This is a genomic window from Frankia sp. AgB32 (genome assembly GCF_023243045.1).
Classification (GTDB): Bacteria; Actinomycetota; Actinomycetes; order Frankiales; family Frankiaceae; genus Frankia.
On record NZ_JALKFX010000025.1, the window covers coordinates 1 to 18,199 of the forward strand.

Annotated in this window: 19 protein-coding genes; 8 read left to right on the forward strand and 11 right to left on the reverse strand. The window is 73.1% G+C overall.

Annotated features, from left to right (window positions below; genetic code table 11):
* Nucleotides 1–958 (forward strand): IS3 family transposase (locus MXD60_RS10100; protein ID WP_248818753.1); only part of this gene is annotated, 958 nt, incomplete at its 5' end.
* Between the two features lie 64 nt (nucleotides 959–1,022).
* On the opposite strand, the gene MXD60_RS10105 is transcribed toward MXD60_RS10100, so the two are convergent.
* Nucleotides 1,023–1,352: a MerR family transcriptional regulator gene (locus tag MXD60_RS10105; protein ID WP_248818754.1), complete on the reverse strand. Its 330-nt coding sequence runs from the start codon at nucleotides 1,350–1,352 to the stop codon at nucleotides 1,023–1,025.
* Between the two features lie 531 nt (nucleotides 1,353–1,883).
* Nucleotides 1,884–2,483: a class I SAM-dependent methyltransferase gene (locus tag MXD60_RS10110; RefSeq protein ID WP_248818755.1), complete on the reverse strand. Its 600-nt coding sequence runs from the start codon at nucleotides 2,481–2,483 to the stop codon at nucleotides 1,884–1,886.
* Nucleotides 2,484–2,869: 386 nt separating this feature from the next.
* On the opposite strand from MXD60_RS10110, the gene MXD60_RS10115 reads away from it, so the two are divergent.
* Nucleotides 2,870–3,550, forward strand: coding sequence for a class I SAM-dependent methyltransferase (locus MXD60_RS10115; RefSeq protein WP_248818756.1), 681 nt, complete (start codon nucleotides 2,870–2,872; stop codon nucleotides 3,548–3,550).
* Between the two features lie 327 nt (nucleotides 3,551–3,877).
* Here the strand turns inward: MXD60_RS10115 and MXD60_RS10120 are convergent, their stop codons facing one another.
* Nucleotides 3,878–4,852, reverse strand: coding sequence for a DMT family transporter (locus MXD60_RS10120; protein ID WP_248818757.1), 975 nt, complete (start codon nucleotides 4,850–4,852; stop codon nucleotides 3,878–3,880).
* A 58-nt stretch (nucleotides 4,853–4,910) separates the two neighbouring features.
* Here MXD60_RS10120 and pdxR point away from each other — a divergent pair, with 58 nt between their 5' ends.
* A complete protein-coding gene (gene pdxR / locus MXD60_RS10125) occupies nucleotides 4,911–6,362 on the forward strand; it encodes a MocR-like pyridoxine biosynthesis transcription factor PdxR (RefSeq protein ID WP_248818758.1) in 1,452 nt (483 codons plus the stop codon).
* 85 nt (nucleotides 6,363–6,447) lie between these two features.
* On the opposite strand, the gene MXD60_RS10130 is transcribed toward pdxR, so the two are convergent.
* Entirely contained in the window at nucleotides 6,448–6,690 is a 243-nt protein-coding gene (locus MXD60_RS10130) for a hypothetical protein (protein ID WP_248818759.1), read from the reverse strand.
* Between the two features lie 701 nt (nucleotides 6,691–7,391).
* Complete coding sequence (locus tag MXD60_RS10135) at nucleotides 7,392–8,282, reverse strand: nuclease (protein WP_248818760.1); 891 nt, start codon at nucleotides 8,280–8,282, stop codon at nucleotides 7,392–7,394.
* A 290-nt stretch (nucleotides 8,283–8,572) separates the two neighbouring features.
* Here MXD60_RS10135 and MXD60_RS10140 point away from each other — a divergent pair, with 290 nt between their 5' ends.
* From MXD60_RS10140 to MXD60_RS30285, 3 genes are all read left to right on the forward strand, one after another.
* Nucleotides 8,573–9,046 carry a TIGR03618 family F420-dependent PPOX class oxidoreductase gene (locus MXD60_RS10140; RefSeq protein WP_248818761.1) on the forward strand — a complete coding sequence of 158 codons (474 nt, stop codon included), beginning with the start codon at nucleotides 8,573–8,575 and terminating at the stop codon, nucleotides 9,044–9,046.
* Between the two features lie 210 nt (nucleotides 9,047–9,256).
* Nucleotides 9,257–10,471: a beta-ketoacyl-[acyl-carrier-protein] synthase family protein gene (locus tag MXD60_RS10145; RefSeq protein WP_248818762.1), complete on the forward strand. Its 1,215-nt coding sequence runs from the start codon at nucleotides 9,257–9,259 to the stop codon at nucleotides 10,469–10,471.
* Nucleotides 10,472–10,591: 120 nt separating this feature from the next.
* The gene (locus MXD60_RS30285) at nucleotides 10,592–10,864 is read left to right on the forward strand and encodes a Rossmann-fold NAD(P)-binding domain-containing protein (protein ID WP_248818763.1); all 273 of its coding nucleotides are present in this window, start codon (nucleotides 10,592–10,594) and stop codon (nucleotides 10,862–10,864) included.
* Here MXD60_RS30285 and MXD60_RS10155 read toward each other — a convergent pair.
* From MXD60_RS10155 to MXD60_RS10165, 3 genes are all read right to left on the reverse strand, one after another.
* Complete coding sequence (locus tag MXD60_RS10155) at nucleotides 10,818–11,537, reverse strand: SCO6045 C-terminal-like domain-containing protein (RefSeq protein ID WP_248818764.1); 720 nt, start codon at nucleotides 11,535–11,537, stop codon at nucleotides 10,818–10,820. The two genes, MXD60_RS30285 and MXD60_RS10155, sit on opposite strands and share 47 nt — an antisense overlap.
* Nucleotides 11,538–11,612: 75 nt before the next feature.
* Nucleotides 11,613–12,464, reverse strand: a complete 852-nt coding sequence (locus tag MXD60_RS10160) for an MbnB/TglH/ChrH family RiPP precursor modification enzyme (protein ID WP_248818765.1) — start codon at nucleotides 12,462–12,464, stop codon at nucleotides 11,613–11,615.
* Nucleotides 12,383–12,931: a truncated hemoglobin gene (locus MXD60_RS10165; RefSeq protein ID WP_248818766.1), complete on the reverse strand. Its 549-nt coding sequence runs from the start codon at nucleotides 12,929–12,931 to the stop codon at nucleotides 12,383–12,385. Before MXD60_RS10165 ends, MXD60_RS10160 begins: the two co-directional genes overlap by 82 nt.
* Nucleotides 12,932–13,031: 100 nt before the next feature.
* Between MXD60_RS10165 and MXD60_RS10170 the strand changes: the two genes are divergently transcribed.
* Both MXD60_RS10170 and MXD60_RS10175 read left to right on the forward strand, forming a co-directional pair.
* Nucleotides 13,032–14,360, forward strand: coding sequence for an MFS transporter (locus tag MXD60_RS10170; protein ID WP_248818767.1), 1,329 nt, complete (start codon nucleotides 13,032–13,034; stop codon nucleotides 14,358–14,360).
* Nucleotides 14,357–15,499 (forward strand): GNAT family N-acetyltransferase, encoded by a 1,143-nt coding sequence (locus MXD60_RS10175; protein WP_248818768.1) that lies wholly within the window; start codon nucleotides 14,357–14,359, stop codon nucleotides 15,497–15,499. Before MXD60_RS10170 ends, MXD60_RS10175 begins: the two co-directional genes overlap by 4 nt.
* 96 nt (nucleotides 15,500–15,595) lie before the next feature.
* Here MXD60_RS10175 and MXD60_RS10180 read toward each other — a convergent pair whose 3' ends face one another.
* From MXD60_RS10180 to MXD60_RS10190, 3 genes are all read right to left on the reverse strand, one after another.
* Entirely contained in the window at nucleotides 15,596–16,801 is a 1,206-nt protein-coding gene (locus MXD60_RS10180; protein WP_248818769.1) for a cation diffusion facilitator family transporter, read from the reverse strand.
* Nucleotides 16,798–17,172: an ArsR/SmtB family transcription factor gene (locus MXD60_RS10185; RefSeq protein WP_248818770.1), complete on the reverse strand. Its 375-nt coding sequence runs from the start codon at nucleotides 17,170–17,172 to the stop codon at nucleotides 16,798–16,800. Before MXD60_RS10185 ends, MXD60_RS10180 begins: the two co-directional genes overlap by 4 nt.
* Nucleotides 17,173–17,235: 63 nt before the next feature.
* Nucleotides 17,236–18,177, reverse strand: a complete 942-nt coding sequence (locus MXD60_RS10190) for a ribose-phosphate diphosphokinase (RefSeq protein WP_248818771.1) — start codon at nucleotides 18,175–18,177, stop codon at nucleotides 17,236–17,238.
* Between the last annotated feature and the right edge of the window lie 22 nt (nucleotides 18,178–18,199).

Genomic DNA, 18,199 nt, shown 5'->3' on the forward strand with positions numbered 1-18,199 from the left:
TGAAAAAATGCGCGGCGTACTTCGCCAAGGATCATCGGTGAGCGACACGTTCGAGTTCATCGATGCGGAGTACGCCGGCCGTACCACCACCACTGCGAACACCACCGGCGCGACACCGTCCATCATCCAGATGTGCGCATGGTTGGGCGTGTCCCGCTCGGGCTTCTACGAATGGCGCGACCGCTCCGTCTCCGCGACCGCGACCCGCCGTGGCGAGCTCGCCACCCTCGTCCACCAGTCGTTCACCGCCTCCGACGGCACCTACGGCTACCGGCGCGCGCACGCCGACCTGTGCGCCTGGGGACGCCCCTGCAGCCTCGAGCTCGTCCGCGCACTCATGCGGGAGCAGGGCCTGGAGCCGTGCCAGCCACGCCCCTGGCGGCACACCCTGACCGAGCGGGGCCAGGACCCCGCCTCGATCCCCGACCTGCTGCACCGCGACTTCACCGCCGACGCCCCGGGCACGAAGATGGTCGGTGACATTACCTATGTTCCGACCTGGGAAGGCTGGCTCTTCCTCACGACCGTCATCGACTGCCACACCAAAGCCGTCATCGGCTGGGCCATGGACGACAACTACAGGACCGGGCTCATCGACACCGCCATCAGCATGGCCGCCCGTAACCACCAGCTCGCCGACGGAGCGATTTTTCATTCGGACCGCGGAAGTAACTACACATCAGCCCGCTTCGCTGCTACCTTGACAAGGCTCGGGATCCGTCAGTCCGTCGGCCGGACCGGGATCTGTTACGACAATTCGATGGCCGAATCGTTCTTCGCGACTCTGAAGAACGAACGTGTTCACCGTACCGTCTACCCCACCCGCGAACACGCCCGGCGCGACATTGCCCGATACATCGAAATCCGTTACAATACGACACGCCGCCACTCGGCACTCGACTACCGAACCCCACAGCAAGTCCACGATGATTACTTGAAAAGACAGTCCGCTGCGTAGATCAGCTTAATAACGCCTGTCCGGAATCAACGGGGCACACCAACCCAGGGCTTGACGGTCAGGCCTAGCTGGCCGGTTGGTCGTCGCGTAGCTGCTGGTTGATCTTGTTGGCTTCGGCGAGTTGGTCTTCGAGGATGACGATGCGGCAGGCGGCGTCGATGGCGGTGCCGTTGTCGACGAGTTCCCGCACGCGGCCGGCGATGCGTAGCTGGTAGCGGGAGTAGCGGCGGTGGCCGCCCTCCGAACGCAGGGGGGTGATCACACGGGCTTCGCCGAGGGCCCGCAGGAAGGCCGGGGTGGTGCCGAGCAGGTCGGCCGCGCGGCCCACGGTGTAGGCGGGGTAGTCGTCGTCGTCAAGGCTGTCGGACAATCTGCGGGTCGTTCCAGGAGACATTGCACCTCTCGGGACACGTTGAAAGGGGGCCCTGGTGCCATCTGGCACCAGGGCCCCGAGGGTTCAACACCATCTACCGGCGAGAAGCGCCGGATTCGGGGTTCCGCGCCGCCACCACAGGGGGCGGGTGCGCGGAGATCGCATAGGCGTGACCGGGGACCACCTTCCAAACCTGGGTCTGCGGTAACCGGGCGAGAAAACCCATCGCCCGGGCGATCCTGATGGCGTCTACTCCTCTCTGTCTGCCTACTCGCTGCCGAACCTGCACGGTGCTGCTCGGCGGCCCGACTGGCCGCCGCCCCGCTCGCGGCAGTTCGTGTCTGCCGCGACCATGGACTCCGTTGGCTACGAGAGCAAAGCTACCCCACGTCGAGCCCGATGTCTACTGTGACGGGAACAGATTTTTCGGCTCCTCGCGGCCAGGTTAGCTGCTGTGGCCGAGTGCGGCCGGCGTCGACGCCGCCGCACCGCCAATGTCTGCCGTGCCGGCAGGGTGCCTGGCAGGTGACCTGATCCCTACCGCGGCCAGGCTCAGCGGCGCCGGGCGAACCAGACCTCCTCGGCCGGCCAACGCTGGACCCACTCGGGCGGAAACTCCGCGAATTCGCTGTTGGTCGCATCCGGCGGCACCTCGACCTCGACCAGGTCCTCCACGACAAGGCCGCAGCCCGTCATGAGCCGGATCCATTCCCCGTGCGGCAGCGTGAACTGCCGGTACGCCAGGCCCGACCCGCCGCGCCTGGCCAGCCGGTGCAGCCCGAACAGGTCCTGGACCAGTCGATTGGTGACCGGCCCCTGCTCGGGCATGCACAGGCGCGCCAGGACCGAGTAGGTCAGGAACACCAGCCGGCCGCCGGGCCGCAGCAGGCGGGCCGCCTGCGGAATCCAGCGGTACGGGTCGCACCAGACCGCGGCACCGAACTCGTTGATCACCAGGTCGGCGCATGCGTCGGCCAGTGGCACCCGCTCGGCGTCCCCGTGGACCAGCGGGAAGCGCACGCCGAACTCCTCCTGCATGCGGCGTGCGAAAGCCAGCTGCCGGGCCGAGACATCGACGCCGACCGGCCGCGCGCCGCGGCGGGCCAGCCACGCCGAGACATAGGCGCTGCCGCAGCCCAGCTCAACCGCCACCCCACCAGCCAGGTCCGCAGGCGCGACCGGTAGCCGGGACTGGGGGACGCCCCACATGCCCCAGTACGGTTCGTCCGCGGCCCACCGAGGACGCGCATACCGCTCAAACCAGGCGGCGGGGTACTCGTCCCACTGCCGCCGAGTCACCGGTACATGAGCGCCCGCCTTCTCCGCCATAGCGAAAGCGTAGGACAGCCGAACATCGGTTGATCTTTGGCGATCTGGTTCTGGCTCTCAGGCACGATCCGCGCAATGCGGCCGCTGGCCGCGGACCCGGAGCCACTGTGGCTGTGGCTGTGGCTGTGGCTGGCGACGGTGAGCCTGCACGGACGACTGTTGCCGGGGTGCCCGCGGGTCGGCGGCTGTCTGGCGCCATAGTGTCGGCTGTGCTCGACTGGTCTCACAACGCCTTCTACCAACGGCTGCTCTTGCGCGCCCTGCCGCGGCCCTGCCGGCGGGTGCTCGATGTCGGCTGTGGCGCCGGAGGGTTCGCGGCCCGCCTCGCCGAGCGCGTCGAGCACGTCGACGCCGTCGACCGCAGTGCGCGGATGATCGAGGACGCGCGGCGCCACACCCCCGGCAACGTCACCTGCGTTCTCGCCGACGTGCTGGTCGACCCGCTGCCGGGCAAGGACTACGACGCGATCGTCTCGATCACCGCGCTGCACCACATGCCGCTGGCGGACGCGCTCGAGGTGCTTGCGGCCGCGCTGCGACCCGGCGGGGTCCTCGCCGCCGTCGTCCTACCCCGCGTGGACCTGCGCCGGGAGTGGCCCGTCGAGATCGTCGCGATGGTCGGACATCGCCTGCTTGGCGTCGCCTTCCTCGTGAACAGGTTGCTGCGCGGCGCCCCTACGTTCGCGAAGGAGCACCACACCCGCACGAGCATGCCCGTGGTCCTGGACCCGCCGCTGACCACACGCGAGGCCGCCCGCGTGGCCGCCGCGGTGCTGCCCGGCGCGCGCGTGCGACGGCTGCTGTTCTGGCGTTACCTCCTGATCTGGGAGAAACCGCTCCCCCGCGACGGCAACCCCGCCGCGGCGGGGCCCTCACCGAGGAGCACCTAGGGGTGGAGCCCGCGCGCAGGTGCACGCCGCGAACCCGCGTGGCCGACGATGTCGTCGCCGCGGTCTTCTCGCGGTCCAGCTCGGCGCCCCACCTGTTCGGCGAGGATCGCGGCGCGTTCGAGACGCGACTGCGGGAGCTCCTGCGCGACGCGAGTCCCGAGGGCACGTTCAGCGAGCAGACACGCGACATCGCCGTCGACCTCTGGCAGCCCCGTGATCGGGCGGACGCCCCGTGCGCCCTGTCGGTGACCCCACCGTCGGCCCACCGCCTGGGGAGGTCTTCACGTCGCGCTGAGGGTGGTGTGGGCAGGCGAGCGCGACCGTACGTCACCCACGGGCCGGCGGCCGGTGACCAACCGCCGCCGCAGCCCGGTCGAGGCGGTGCGGCTCCCGGGTGCGAGTGGACCGTGGGTGCGGCGGGCCTTCGCTCAGGCCGACGGCGAGGCCCAGGGCGACGACGGTGATGCCGACCCAGACGAGCGGGGCGGGCGCCGTCCCCGTGACCGGAACACTGATCGCCGCGGCGGCCGCGGGGGCGACGCCGGTGAGCAGTCCGGCGCGAGCGGCGCCGATCGTGCGTACGCAGCTGTACCAGAGGACGAACGCGACGGCGGTCACGGCGGTCGCGAGGTAGCCGATCGCGAGCAGGTCGGCGGCGTCGAGACGGCCCAGCGCCGGCCAGCTTCCGGTGGCGATGCCCAGGACCGTGAAGATCAGCGCCGCGAGCCAGGTGACATGGACAGACACGCCGTGGGCTCCGAGGCGGGGCAGCACGGGGACGGCGAGCAGGGTGAACGCGGCCTCGCACGCGAAGGTGACCAGCGCCCAGAGCAGGCCGGCGGTGTCGCTGCGTCCAACGCCCTCGACGAGCGCGGAGCCGGCGGTGACGACGAGTGCCGCGCAGAGCACCCGGGCCTGGGGCCGGCGGTGCTCGAGCAGCGGACCGCACGCGGCCATCACGACCGGGACGCAGGCCACGGCGACGCCGAGCACCGCGGGTTCGGCGTGGCGCGAGCCGCGCACGAGCGCGACGTTGAAGACGACCAGGCCGGTGACGGACACCCCGAGCAGCCACAGCCATTCGGTGCCGCGCGGGCGGTGCGGCACCCGTCCGCCGCAGCGGGCTAAGAGGAGCAGCAGGGCGCAGCCCAGGGTGTAGCGCAGCGCCTGGGCCGGGTAGAGCGCGGCGTCGGCGAGCACTCCGGAGACCGCGACGCCGGCACCGACGAACATCATCCCGGTCGCGCCGGCGAGCGAGGCACGGCGGGTCGCGCCGGCGAGCGGGGTACGGGGAGTGGACATCCGCCGATGCTCGCCGCCAGCATGGTTCGTGAACCAGTGCCAACGATGGGCAGGTTTCATGGACCAAACCGGGTGGGGAACCGACTTCCTGCAACTCGACCCGGCGGCGGCGCCGACCCGCGGGCTTCCCGGCTGGCTGGTCGACGTGCTGCGTGCCGCGATAGGCGACGGCCGGCTCCCGACGGGCAGCCGGCTGCCGGCGACCCGCACGTTCGCCGCGGAACTCGGCTGCTCCCGTGGTGTCGTCGTCGAGGCCTACCGGCGCCTCGCCGACGAGGGTCTCCTGCGCGCCCACCGCGGCGGCGGAACGACGGTGCTGGCCCCGCCGACGCCGTCGCCGCGGGCGGGCGAGCGCGCGGGGGCGTACCCGGACGGACCCGGCTGGCAGGGGCCGCTACCCCAGCCACGGCCGGCGGGCGGCGCGGTGATCGACCTGTCTCCGGGAGTCCCGGACCTCTCCGCGTTTCCCCGCGGCGCCTGGCTGCGCGCCGAACGCGCCGTGCTCACCGAGACCCATCCCGACGACCTGGGCTACGGCGACCCGCGCGGGCATCCCCGGCTGCGCGCCGCGCTCGCCCCGTGGCTGGCCCGCACCCGCGGGCTGCGCGTCACCGGCGAGGACATCCTGATCGTCGCCGGTGTCGCGCAGGCGATGGCGCTGCTCGCCCAGGCGCTGCGCCGTGAGGGCATCGACCGGATCGCCGTGGAGGACCCGGGTTCACGCGGCGCCCTGGACGAGTTCGACTACTGGGGGCTGCGCCCCGTCCCCGTCCCCGTCGACGACGAGGGCCAGCGCGTCGACGCGCTGGCCGCCAGCGCAACCCGCGTCGCGTTCCTCACCCCCGCGCACCAGTTCCCCACCGGGGTCGTCCTGGGCGCCGCGCGGCGCCGCGCGCTGCTGGCCTGGGCCGCCACCGACGCCGAACTGATCATCGAGGACGATTACGACGCCGAGTTCCGCTACGACCGCGCGCCGGTCCCCGCACTGCACCGCGGCGCCCCGGCCCGGATCGCCTACACCGGCAGCACGTCGAAGACCCTGGCGCCGGCGATGCGCCTGGGCTGGCTCGTCCCACCGCCGGCGCGTTACTCCGCCCTGGTCGCGGCGAAGCACGCCAGCGACCTCGGCAGCCCGACCGTCCCCCAGCTCGTCCTGGCCCGCCTGCTCGAAAGCGGCGCCTACGACCGGCACATCCGCCTCGTGCGGACCCGCCACCGCGCCCGTCGCGACGCGCTGCTCGATGCCCTGCGCGCCGGGCTGCCGGCCGTGACCGTGCGGGGCGTCGCCGCCGGCCTGCACCTGCTCGTCACCCTGCCCGACGAGCGGATGGACGACGCCGCGCTCGCCGAGCGGCTACACGCCGACGGCGTCCTCGTTCATCCCCTGTCCCGCCACCGCCGCCGCCCCGGACCACCCGGCCTCGTCCTCGGCTACGCCGCCCACCCACCCGACCGCCTGCGCGAGGCCGCCGCGACGATCGTCCGGGCCGTGCGCCCACAGAGCAGGTGATACCGAGGCCGGCGCACTGGTGCTCGCCACGACGAAGGGGCCCTCCACGATGCCGTGGAGGGCCCCTTGGCGCACAGGCGTGGATCTACTCGTCGAGCGCCTTGCCGATGCTGGCGCCCGCCACCGCACCCGCGGCGGCGCCACCGCCGGCGATGGCCATCGCGCCGTGCGGTCCGACCACCGGCAGCGCGGCCGCGCCCGCGTAGGCGCCGGCCGCGAATCCCGCGATGGTTCCGAGGACCGCCCCGACCTGACCCGCGGTGCTGTTCCCCGCGATCTCGTCCGCCTTCTCCATCCCGGCCTTTGCCGCGTGCACACCTGCTGACATATCCGCCTCCCCCGACGAAAAGAATTCCAGCCATCCGGCCTGGAAATCTATTTCCGCACAGGGCGCGGCGGACGTCAACGTATTTTCCCCCGCCTGGGAACGCGGCGTCGCGGATGTCGGACCGAGATCTCCGATGCCCCCTCGAAAGAATGGGGAAGCATGGGAGTCGGGTCTCTTCCGCGCACGCCACTGGACGCCGGAGCGGAGGGATCGAACCCGCTGGTTCTGAACCCGCCCGCTACCAGCGAACCGCACCGTGGCTCCAACCGCTTCGACGGCCGCCATCATGATCATGGAAGGGGTGCTGCCGCGACCCTCGATAAACAAGGGGTCCAGATTCCCGGGTCCGGACACCGAGGACCGCGAAGGTGGCGAGGCGCATGTGAGCGCCGCGGACACGGCCCGGCGGGAAGGTGCCGCGGTTGCCACGAGAATCGCCAGAAAACGTCTGGCCCGACGATTCGTGCCATGGCCACCTGGCCGGAAACCCTCGCACCCAATGCCGCCGCCACGGCGTTTCGACGGCGGGGGGGTGGTGGTGGACGTGTGCCCGGGCGACAGCGTCGGCCGCGTCCACGCCGGACAGGATGGCCCGCGATCCCGCTCCCGCGCCACGGCGACCACCTTGCCTGACGGCCCACCGCGCCGCGGACAGGGGCTGCCCGCGCCCGGCGATGGCGGCGGCGCGGCGCGGCGCGTGCTCAGGACTCCAGGAAGACGGTCTGCTCGGGTGGGACGGTCAGGGTAACCGTCTGGCCGGCGCCGGAGGGGTTGTCGGTGACGGTGACGAGGGTGTCCAGGGCGGTGGCCTGGCCGGTGGGGACGGTGAACAGTCGGTCGTCGAGGGTGGTGAGGAAGGCGGGGAAACCGGTGAGGTCGACGCCGCCGGTCTCGTCGAGGGAGAGGTACTCGGCGAGGCGGCGGAACAGTTTCGGCAGGATCACCAGGTCCTCGGTGAGGGCGTCGCGGGAGACGACGGTGAACCCGGCGGTGGTGGCGTCGAGTTTCCAGATGCCGGTCCCGGCGCGGCGCGCGGCGGCGGCGGTGGCGGCGAGGTCGGCGCGCAGGTCGACGTAGAGCTTGGAGTAGAAGGTCGGGTAGACCCAGCCGGCGGCGAGCAGCCGGTGGTTGACCGAGTGGTGCAGCCCGTCGACGTCGAGGAACAGCGGTCCGCCGTCGCGGGTGCCGGCGGGCGGGTCGGCGGCGAAGACCATGGCGACGGCGCGGCCGTAGGTGTCGGCGAAACGGGTCAGGATGTAGCCGTCGACAGTGGTGGGGGTGGCGGCGGTGACGGTTCCGGCGGTGTTGCGGGTGACGTCGGTGAAGCCGAGTTCGCGCAGCAGGGCGCCCGCGGCGCCGGCGCCGAACTCGGGGCGCTGGTGCCAGGAGTGCGATGTGTGCGGCGGGGTGTAGTGGGTTTCCAGGGCGTCGATGGCGTCGAGGCGTAGCTGCACGCCGCCGGAGGCGTTGGCCTTCACCGCGATGCGCGCGTGGGCGAACGCCTGGCGGTCGTGCGGGTAGAAGCGGACGGAGTCGCCGTCGGGGGAGGCACCGACGATCCGGAAGGTTCCTGCGATCAGTGTCAGGGGCACGCAGCGAATCTGCCCGGTCACCAAGGCCGCAGTCGGGCGGGTCGGTGAACGTCGGGTGAAACCGTGATCATGACCCGGTGGACGGGTGCGGGCGGGTCTGTGCCGCCGGGGCGGGCCGTGGGGTGACCCCACTGTCGGCGGGTCTGCCCGCACGGTCACATCGGGCCGCGTCGGTGCCCGCGGGTGCGGGTATCACCGCAGTTCAGGGCACTGCGGCGGGGTCGGGTGGGGGTCGCCGCGGACCAGATGATGATCGTTCGCGCGGACGCCGGGGGTGTGCGGCGCCTACCATGGAGATCATCGACGGACGAAGGGTGAACATCACCGTGACCACCTTCGAGGACGCCGCCGCTCTCGGCCGCGCCGAGAGCGGGCTTGCCGTGATCTCCACGGCGCGTGCTGACGGCGGGATCCAGGCGTCGGTCGTCAACGTCGCCTTCATGGACCATCCGCTCAGCGGGGTGCCCGCCGTGGGGTTCGTGACCTATGGCGGGGTGAAACTGGCGCATCTGCGGGCCCGGCCGGGCGCGGCCGCGACCGTGCGGTCGGGTTGGCGGTGGGCGACGGTCGAGGGCGCGGCGCAGCTGCTCGGCCCGGACGATCCGCATCCCGACCTCGACGCCGAACGGCTCCGGCTGCTGCTGCGGGAGGTCTTCACCGCGGCCGGTGGCACCCATGACGACTGGCCCACCTATGACCGGGTGATGCGCAAGCAGCGCCGCACGGTGGTGTTTGTGACCCCCAGCCGCGTCTACGGTCCCTGATCCGCCGCGCCGCGCCGCGGCGTGCCTGTCGCGGCGCGGCGGGTTGTCGGTCCTCCACAACTGCCGGTGCCTGTTTCCGGTGGTGCCGGTGCTGGGCGAACGCGGCGCCGGGCTGCGATGGTGAACCCGAGGTAACGCGCGTGGGGTGTCCCGGCATCGGTCCGCCCCGCCGGGCGCGTGCGAGGCAACGGTGGAGGGACAGGAGACCGGATGGTACGGGACAGGATCGTGGTCACCGGAATCGGCGCGATGACCCCGCTCGGCGGTGACCTCGCGACCAGCTGGGAGGGGTTGCTGGCCGGCGCGTCGGGCGTCGTGATCGTCGAGGACGAGTGGGCGCGGGAGCTGCCCGTGCGTCTCGCCGGGCGGCTGCCCGTCGACCCCGGCGTGTCACTGCCCCGCAAGGACGCCCGCAAGCTGGACCGCTGCGAGCAGATGGCGATGGTCACCGCCCGCGAGGCGTGGGCGGACGCGGGGCGTCCCGAGGTCGACCCGCAGCGCCTGGCCGTGGTCATCGGCACCGGGTACGGCGGGGTCCAGTCGACGCTGGGCCAGCATCGGATCGTGGAGGCGGGCAACGCCCGGCGGATGTCCCCGCACGCGATCATCATGCTGATGGCGAACGGCCCGGCGGCGTGGGTCAGCATCGACCTGGGCGCGCGGGCGGGGGCGCGCACGCCGATCAGCGCGTGCGCGTCGGGCGCGGAGGCGATCTCCATCGCGATGGAGATGATCCAGCTCGACCTCGCCGACGTCGTGGTCGCCGGCGGGGTGGAGGCGCCGGTGGACAACCTGCCGCTGGCCGCGTTCGCGCAGATGCGGGCGCTGTCGACCCGTCACGACGATCCGGCGGCGGCGTCGCGGCCGTTCGACGTCGACCGGGACGGGTTCGTCCTCGGTGAGGGCGCGGCGGTCGTGGTGCTGGAGCGGGAGGGTTTCGCCGCGGCCCGCGGGGCGCGGGTGCACGCGGTCGCCGCGGGCGCGTCGGTGAACTCCGACGCCGCCGACATCACCACCGCCGATCCCGTGAACCAGGCACGGGCGATCAGCACGGCGCTGCGGCGCGCCGGGGTCCTGCCGACCGACATCGGGCTGGTCCACGCCCATGCCACCTCCACGCCGGTCGGTGACCCGTTGGAGGCCGAGGCGATCGCGGCGGCGATCGGCACCCATCCGGCGGTGACCGCGACGAAGTCGATGACCGGGCACACCCTGGGCGCGGCCGGGGCGATCGGCGCGGTGGCGACGATCTGCGCGTTGCGCGACGGGCTGATCCCGCCGGTGCGTAACCTCGACCGGCTCGACCCGGAGATCAAACTCGACGTGGTGACCGGGGTGGCGCGCCGGGAGCGGGTGCATGCCGCGGTCGCGAACGCCTTCGGTTTCGGCGGCCACAACGCCACCCTGGTCTTCACCGCCGTCTGAGCTGTCCCCGTCACGCGGCACCCGCGGGCAGGGGGCGCGGCGGCGGGGCCGTGTGGCCGCGGGTGGGCCGATTCCCCGCGGTGGCAGTGCGGCGTCGGCCCGACAAGCCTCACCGACGCGATGCGGATCATCAAGGAGGACTTCGGGCACCCGGCGTTCCTGCCCCGCGCCGGTGACCCCGCCGAGATCGGCCCGGTCATCGCCTTCGTCGGGTCCCGCGTCACCAGCTACCTGACCGGCGCGAACATCAACGTCGACGGCGGCAGCGACTTCCAGGACGTCTCCTGGCGCGTGACGTCGGTCGGTCGCCTCGAGGCGACCGGCTCTGTCGGCGCAGGTGGGCACCTCAGCGACGTCCAGGCCGCCCCGCCGGCCGCGCGGCGCGCAGGATGACGACGCCCAGGGCAGGGGCACGCAGCGCGATCAGCGTGCCGCCGGCCGCGCGGTCGACGAGGACCGTCAGGCGGTGCTGGGCGCAACGGGCACGCAGCAGTTCGACCCGGGTGTCCTCGGACAGGATGTCGCGGTGGGCACGGCCGAAGGCCAGGCCGTCGGCCCGGGCTCCGGCGGGAGGCCGGCCGGCGGCCCAGGACAGGAACCGGGCGGCGAAACCGGGCTCGGCCGCGAGTGCCGGCCAGTGGCGCGCGACGCTGTCGCGGCGTTTGGCGAGCAGCACCTGGCGGGTCGCGTCCAAGGCCGTCGGGTCGAATCCCGGCGGGTCGGCCACGCCGGCGACCAACGCCGTGAGCAGCGCGGACTGCCCGACCGCCAGCCGTGCCCGCACAACATCAAGATCATATTGTTCGGTGACGCCACACCCGGTGCCGGCCCGCTCAGCCGCCGCATCCACCGCCACATCCACCACCCCCATCGCCGCCACCGCATCCCCCACCACCGTGGTCACCGCCATGACCACCGTGGTGACCACCGCCGTCGCGGCCATCGGACCCGCCGAACAGGCCGTACCCGCCGAGGAACTCCCCGCCGCTGCCGTCGGCGCGCCCGCCGTGCGCGGCGCGTCGGGAGCTGCGGCGGTCGGGCTCACGCCACCGGCCGACGTAGGCACGGTCACGTATCCACACGACCAGGCGATACGCCGCCACCAGGAGCAGCCCCAGGATGATCAGCAGCACGACGTCCTTCACCATGACCTCCACCGCGTTCGTGAGGACAGCGGACGGTGCACGCCGGCCGCGGCGGTGCGGACCAGGTCGCACTCGGCGTAGAACGTCGCGGGCGGGGGATAGCGGCCGTCCCGTTCGAGCAGGTAGGCGGCACGCCCGGGCGGGAACCGCCCGACGGCGTCGGCGAGCAGCGTCAGCTGCGGCGCCCCGACCGGGTGCAGATGGGTGTCGTGATAGCGACCCTGGCGCATCACGCCCCCCGCGACATGCAGGTAGGCAACCCGTTCCCAGGGCAGCCGGTCGAACGCCTCGACCGGGTCATGACCATGGTTGATCATGTCGCCGTGGAGGTTCGCGACGTCGACGAGCAGCAGCGCGCCGCTGCGTTCGGCCAGCTCGGTCAGGAAGTCGGCGGGTGCCAGCTCGTCATCGGGCCAGTGCAGCAACGCGGCCGTGTTCTCCAGCGCCAGCGGCGCCGGCAGCTCCGCGCAGGCGATCCGGACGTTCGCGACCAGCACGTCGAGCGCGTCGCGGGTGTAGGGAACCGGCAGCAGATGGCCCGCGTCGTAGCCGCCCGCCCGCACGAACGCGACATGCTCGCTGACCAGCGGGGCGCCGAACGCCTCGGCGACGGCGGCGAGGCGGCGAAGCCTCGCCGGGTCGGGTCGCTCGGCCCCGCCGAGAGACAGGCCGATGCCGTGCACCACGACCGGCACGCCCAGCTCCCCCGGCGACGGCCCCGCGGGCGCCGACGCGTGGCCGCCACCGAGCGCGACGTTCTCCGCGATCACCTCGACGAACCGCAGCCCGGCACACCCGCCGAGCATCCCGGCCAGCTCCGGCCGCCAGCCGACTCCGAACCCCGCCACCGCCGACACTCCACGATCGTCGCAGAACACCGGCCGGTCGGTCCTCCCCTGTCCCCCTCCTGACTGCCGGCCTGATCACCGTGCTGGTTCGCCGTTCCCGCGCGGGTCGCCGCGGCCCGTCGCACCGCACCCGCACCGGGACGTCCCGGTGGATGTCCCGCCGATGTCCGGTCCTCGCACCAGTTCTCGGGACGTTCCTCCCTGATCGGTACGAACGTGAGACGGTGCGGGACCCCGGCGTGCGCGGCGGCGGGTTCCCCGCTGGTGCAGGACTTCGGGCCGGTGCAGGACTTCGGGTCGCCGGTCGCCCTCACCAGGAACGCCGCCTGGTGGGCCTTGAGCGAGGCCAGGTCGACCCCGGTGAAGTACGGCGCGAGCAGCGGATCGGCGAGGACACGGTCGTAGAAGTCGGCCGCCACCGCGACGATGGAGCTTTCCCGACCCAGGGGCTCGTCCAGCGTTGTCATCGGCTCCGCCCGTCACAAGGATGAGGACCGTCGCATGGGATCAGCGCGGCGCGGTGCGGCGGCACCGCGCAGGCGTCGGCGCACGCCGCGGGACCCTGGGATGACCCCGCCGGGTGGCGAGGCCGCAGCCGGCGGGGACGGCACGCGGCGGCGCCTGGCCCGGGCCCGCGCCGCCACCATGATCGTCCTTTTCGTGCTCGCCGTGGTGCTGGGAAGCTGGGCGCCGCGCGTGGCGCAGGTCAAAGGCGAACTGGGCCTGGGTGACGGGCGCCTCGGCCTGGCGCTGCTCGGCGCGCCCAGCGGTGCCGTCGCGTCGCTGTGGCTGGCCGGAATCGCGGTGACCCGCTTCGGCAGCGTCGCCGTGGTCCGCGCCGCACTGCCCGCCTACTGCGGGGTCGGCGCGCTGCTGGTGCTGGTGCACGGCCAGTGGTCGCTGTTCGCGCTGCTCGCGTTGTGGGGCGCGACCAGCAGCGGCCTGGACATCGCCGCGAACGCCCAGGCCGTCGGGGTGCAGGCCGGCTACGGCCGGCCGATCATGGCGTCCGCGCATGCGGCGTGGACCGCCGGTGCGCTCAGCGGCGCGGGGATCGGCACCGCCGCCGCGGCCCTCGCGGTGCCGATGGGCGCCCAGTTCGCCGTCCTCGGCGCGATCTGCCTGCTCGTCGCCCTGCCGGTGACCCGCTGGATGCTGGCGGACCCGGTGCGGGTCGCGCGCGAGGACCCGCGGCCGTGCGACACCGGCGGCGCCGGGCCGGTGGCGGCAGGGGTCCACCCGGGCCGTGCCCGTCGCCTCCGCCGCCGTGCGGTGGGGCCGTTCGCCGCGCTGTGCGCCGTGTCGTTCGGGAGTTTCCTGTGCGAGGGGGTGGCCGCCGACTGGAGCGGGGTGTACCTCACGGAGGTCACCGGGGCGGCCGCCTCAGGCGCGGGGGCGGGGTTCGTGGCGTTCACGGTGTGCATGCTCGCGGTGCGCCTCGTCGGGGACCGGGCACTGGGCCGGTTCGGCCCGACGCGGACGGTGCGCGCCCTGGCCGGCGCCGCGATCGTCGGTTTCGCCACGGCGCTCGCCCTCGCCGCCTCACCGGGCGGCGCCATCGCCGGCGTGCTCGGTTTCGGGACCATCGGCGCCGGCACCGCCTGCGTTGCCCCGGCGGTGTTCTCCCGCGCCGCCCAGCTCGGCGCGTCCGCGGGGCGGTCCATCGCCCTGGTCAGCACCGTCGGCTACGCCGGCTGGCTGGCCGGCCCACCGCTGGTCGGCGGCCTGGCCGAACTCGCCGGCCTGCACCGGGCGCTGACCGTCGTCCTGCTCCTGCTCGCCACGATCGCCGCGTTCGCCCCCGCCCTGAGCAGCCCCGGCATCGACCCCCGGCGCGCCGGATCACCGAAAAGAGTTGGCGGTGACGTCCGTCGTTCTGCCAGGGTTGACCGGTGATCGACGAGCTTCCCGATGGTCTGGTGTGGCGTCATCCCGACGTCGAGGACCATCTCCGCGTGCTGGCAGTGATGGACGACTGGTGGGCGGTTTTCGGCGGTGCCGACGGGTCACGCCAGCGCGCCCTGCTGCTGCCCCGGCTGTTCTTCCAGCACTTCACCGACAGCAGCTGGCTGGTCGAACACGGCGACGGCCGGATCGCGGCGTTCCTCATCGCCTTCGTCTCCCCGTCCCAGCCCGACACGGCCTATGTCCATTTCGTCGGGGTGGATCCCGCTCTGCGTCGCCGCGGTGTGGCCGTGGATCTCTACCGGCGGTTCTTCCGCCTGGCGGCCACCCGGGGCGCCACGCGGGTGCGGTGCATCACCAGTCCCGGCAACGCGGCGTCGCTGGCATTCCACACCGGCATCGGCTTTCGGGTGGATCCCGGCGACCTGACGATCGACGGCGTCGCCGTCCAGGGTGACTACGACGGGCCGGGGCTGCACCGCGTCGCCTTCACCCGAACACTCACCGATCCGGCGCCGACACCACCCGCGGCGATCAGGGACGTGCGGGTGTGCTTTGTCGGGGACTCCTTCGTCGCGGGTACAGGTGATCCCACCGGCCTGGGCTGGGTCGGCCGCCTGACCGCCCGCACCCGCACCCGCGGTCTGCACCTGACCGCCTACAACCTCGGGATCGGTGGGAACACCTCGACCCAGATCCTCGCCCGGTGGCGCCAGGAGTGCCTGCCGCGGCTGAGCGGGGCACCCGAACCCCGGCTGGTGCTCTCGTTCGGCGTCAACGACATGACCTCGGACGGCCACGGCGTACGGGTCGCCCCTGATCGGTCGGTGGCCAACCTGGCAGCCCTGCTCACCGACGCGCGGGCGATCCTGCCCGTGCTGATGGTCGGACCGGCACCGGCCGGGAACCCGGGCCGGGATGCTCGCGTCGCCGCCCTCGACGAGCGGTACGCCGACGTCTGCGCCGCCCATGGCGTTCCCTACGTCCCCGTGTTCGCCGCGCTGAGGGCACAGCCGTCCTGGCAGCACGAGATCGCCGCCGGCGATGGCGCCCACCCCGCGGCGGCCGGCTACGAGCAGCTCACCGGCCTCGTCGCCGCCACCTGGCAACGCTGGCTTGCACCTGCCTGACCTGCGCGTTGCTGACCTGGCCCGGCACGCGGCGCGGACGGTGGTCCCCGGCCGGGTCGCCACGCCGGGCGCGCGGCGGCGCCGCCGCGGCGGCGATCAGCGGGCGGAGGTGACCCCGGAGCGGCGGGGGCGCCGCCTGCTCGCCCGCTCGCCGGGGGTGCGTGGCGCCGGCGCGCCGGTCCCCGCCGGCGCATCGGGATGATCCCCGCGGCGGCTCTCGGCGTCCCGGGCGATGCCGCAGGGGTCGTTCTCACCGGGCGCGCACGGTTCGCATTCCGCTTCGATGGTGACGTGGGTGAGGCCGTGGCGGGCAGCGAGCATCGACTTGAGCTCGCCGGCGACGACGCGGGCCTGGGCCAGGCTGGGATGGCCGCCGTCGACGCCGTCGGCCGGGTCGAGGTGGCCGAGGGTGACGTGCACGGAGGCGGCGTGGACCCGGTCGGACAGGCTCCACACGTGCAGGTCGTGCACGTCGAGAACCCGGTCGTCGCGCAGGATGTCCGCGCGGACCGCGGCGACGTCGAGGCTTTCCGGGGTCTCCTCCAGCAGGACCCGCGACGCGCTGACGAGCAGCCGGGCGCCCTGCGCGGCGATCAGCAGCGAGATCACCAACGACACCACCGGGTCGAGCCAGTAGGCGCCACCGGTCAGCCAGATCACCGCGCCGCTGGCCGCGACCGCGACCGACACGACGGCGTCGCCGGCCAGGTGCAGCACCGCGGCACGGGTGTTCAGGTCGGCGTCGCGTTCGCGCACGACCAGCGCGCTCAGCCCGTTGACCAGCGCGGCGAACAGCGCCACCGCGACGACGACCGGGCCGTCGACCGTCCCGGACCCGCCCAGGCGGCGCAGCGCCTCCACGGCCAGCAGCGCGGTGACCACCAGGACGGTCGCGGCGTTGGCCTGCGCGGCGAGCACCGGCCAGCGCACCCCGCCGAAGGTGCGCCGCGCCGACGGTGGCCGGCGTGACAGGCTGATCGCGACGAGGGCGAGCGCGACGCCGGCGGTGTCGGTGAGGTTGTGCCCGGCGTCGGCGAGCAGGCCGACGGAACCCGCCGCGACCCCGGCGACCGTCTGGCCGACGACAATCGCGAGGTTCAGCCACGTCGCCAGCCACAGCCGGCGGCGCTGCGACGCCGTCGTGCGCCCGGACGGCACCCCGTGATGATGCCCATGCCCCGCAGCACCATGCCCATGCCCGGCTCCCGAGCCGTGATCGGCGCCGTGATCGTGCGCGGTGGGCCCCTCGGCGTGGTCGTCATGGAGGTCGGCGGGCGGCCCGGTGCCGTTCGGGGCCGTCATGACCCGCTCACCGCCACTCCCGCAAGGTCGGGATCGGGTGCCTCGCCCGCGGCCGGCTCGCCGGTGTGGACGTGGTCGGTGTCGACGGCGAGGACGACGTCGAGCAGGTCACCGAGGGCGTGGCGCAGCTTGTCGTCGGCGAGTTCGTAGCGCTGCCGGCGGCCCTCCGGGGTGGCGACGACCAGGCCGCAGCCGCGCAGGCAGGCGAGATGGTTCGACAGGTTCGTGCGGCCCACGCCGAGGATCTCGGCGAGGTCCGACGGGTAGGCCGCGCCGGAACGCAGCACGAGCAGCAGCCGGGCGCGGGTCGGATCGGACAGCGCGTGCCCGAAGCGAGCCAGCACCTCCGCCGACGACGCGATCGTCACCATGCCCCGATAGTACAGCCGATGCTGACGTCAGCGCATCCTGAAGTGCCAGGTGAGCGGGCGGGCTCAGGCGTCGAACAGGGCGCTGACGGACTCGCCGTTGTGGATGCGGCGGATCGCCTCGGCCAGCGGCGGCGCCACCGTGAGGACCGTGAGCTGCGGGACCCGCTCGGCCTCGGGCACCGGCACCGTGTTCGTGCAGACGATCTCGACGACCTCCGGCTGGTCGGAGATGCGCTTGAGCGCACCAGCCGAGAACAGCCCGTGGGTGCACGCCACCCGCACCGAGCGCACGTCGAGCTCGCGCAGCCGCTCCAGCAGCTCCAGCACCGTGCTGCCCTTGGCAATCTCGTCATCGAGAACGATCACGTCCCGCCCGGCGACGTCACCGATCACCGTGGAGATACTCACCCGGTCATCGGCGAACCGCTGCTTGGCCCCGGCGGCGACCCCGACCCCGAGGATCCGCGCGAACGCCGCCGCCTCCTTGGCATTACCGAGATCCGGGGACACCACAGTGGTGTTCGACAGGTCCAGGCGACGGAAGTGCACCGCGAGTTCACGCAGCGCGTGCAGATGGTCCACCGGGACGCTGAAGAAACCGTGGACCTGCGGCGAGTGCAACGTCATCGCCAGCACCCGGTTCGCCCCCGCGGCGACCAGCAGGTCCGCGACGAGCCGCCCGCCAATGGAGATCCGCGGCGCGTCCTTCTTGTCCGACCGGGCGTAGGCGTAGTGCGGCAGCACGACCGTGGTGCGCGCCGCCGACGCGCCGCGCGCCGCGTCCAGCATCAGCAGCAGCTCGACGAGGTTCTCCTGCACCGGCGTGACCAGCGGCTGGATGAGGAACACGTCGCGCTCGCGGCAGTTCGCCGGAAGCTGGACCTCCAGGCAGTCGTTCGCGAAACGCTGCACCCGCACCCGGTGCAGCGGCACGCTCAGGTGCGTGCAGATCTCCTCCGCGAGGATGGGATGGGCACTGCCGCTGAAAACGGCGATGTCACGCACGAGGGCTCCCTGTTCTCCGCTG

Bases quoted from the DNA above. Each gene is read 5' to 3' on its own strand.
- MXD60_RS10105 (WP_248818754.1), bottom strand. From the start codon at position 1,352: ATGTCTCCTGGAACGACCCGCAGATTGTCCGACAGCCTTGACGACGAC.
- MXD60_RS10120 (WP_248818757.1), bottom strand. From the start codon at position 4,852: ATGTCCACTCCCCGTACCCCGCTCGCCGGCGCGACCCGCCGTGCCTCG.
- pdxR (WP_248818758.1), top strand. From the start codon at position 4,911: ATGGACCAAACCGGGTGGGGAACCGACTTCCTGCAACTCGACCCGGCG.
- MXD60_RS10130 (WP_248818759.1), bottom strand. From the start codon at position 6,690: ATGTCAGCAGGTGTGCACGCGGCAAAGGCCGGGATGGAGAAGGCGGAC.
- MXD60_RS10140 (WP_248818761.1), top strand. From the start codon at position 8,573: ATGGAGATCATCGACGGACGAAGGGTGAACATCACCGTGACCACCTTC.
- MXD60_RS10145 (WP_248818762.1), top strand. From the start codon at position 9,257: ATGGTACGGGACAGGATCGTGGTCACCGGAATCGGCGCGATGACCCCG.
- MXD60_RS30285 (WP_248818763.1), top strand. From the start codon at position 10,592: ATGCGGATCATCAAGGAGGACTTCGGGCACCCGGCGTTCCTGCCCCGC.
- MXD60_RS10165 (WP_248818766.1), bottom strand. From the start codon at position 12,931: ATGACAACGCTGGACGAGCCCCTGGGTCGGGAAAGCTCCATCGTCGCG.
- MXD60_RS10170 (WP_248818767.1), top strand. From the start codon at position 13,032: ATGACCCCGCCGGGTGGCGAGGCCGCAGCCGGCGGGGACGGCACGCGG.
- MXD60_RS10180 (WP_248818769.1), bottom strand. From the start codon at position 16,801: ATGACGGCCCCGAACGGCACCGGGCCGCCCGCCGACCTCCATGACGAC.
- MXD60_RS10185 (WP_248818770.1), bottom strand. From the start codon at position 17,172: ATGGTGACGATCGCGTCGTCGGCGGAGGTGCTGGCTCGCTTCGGGCAC.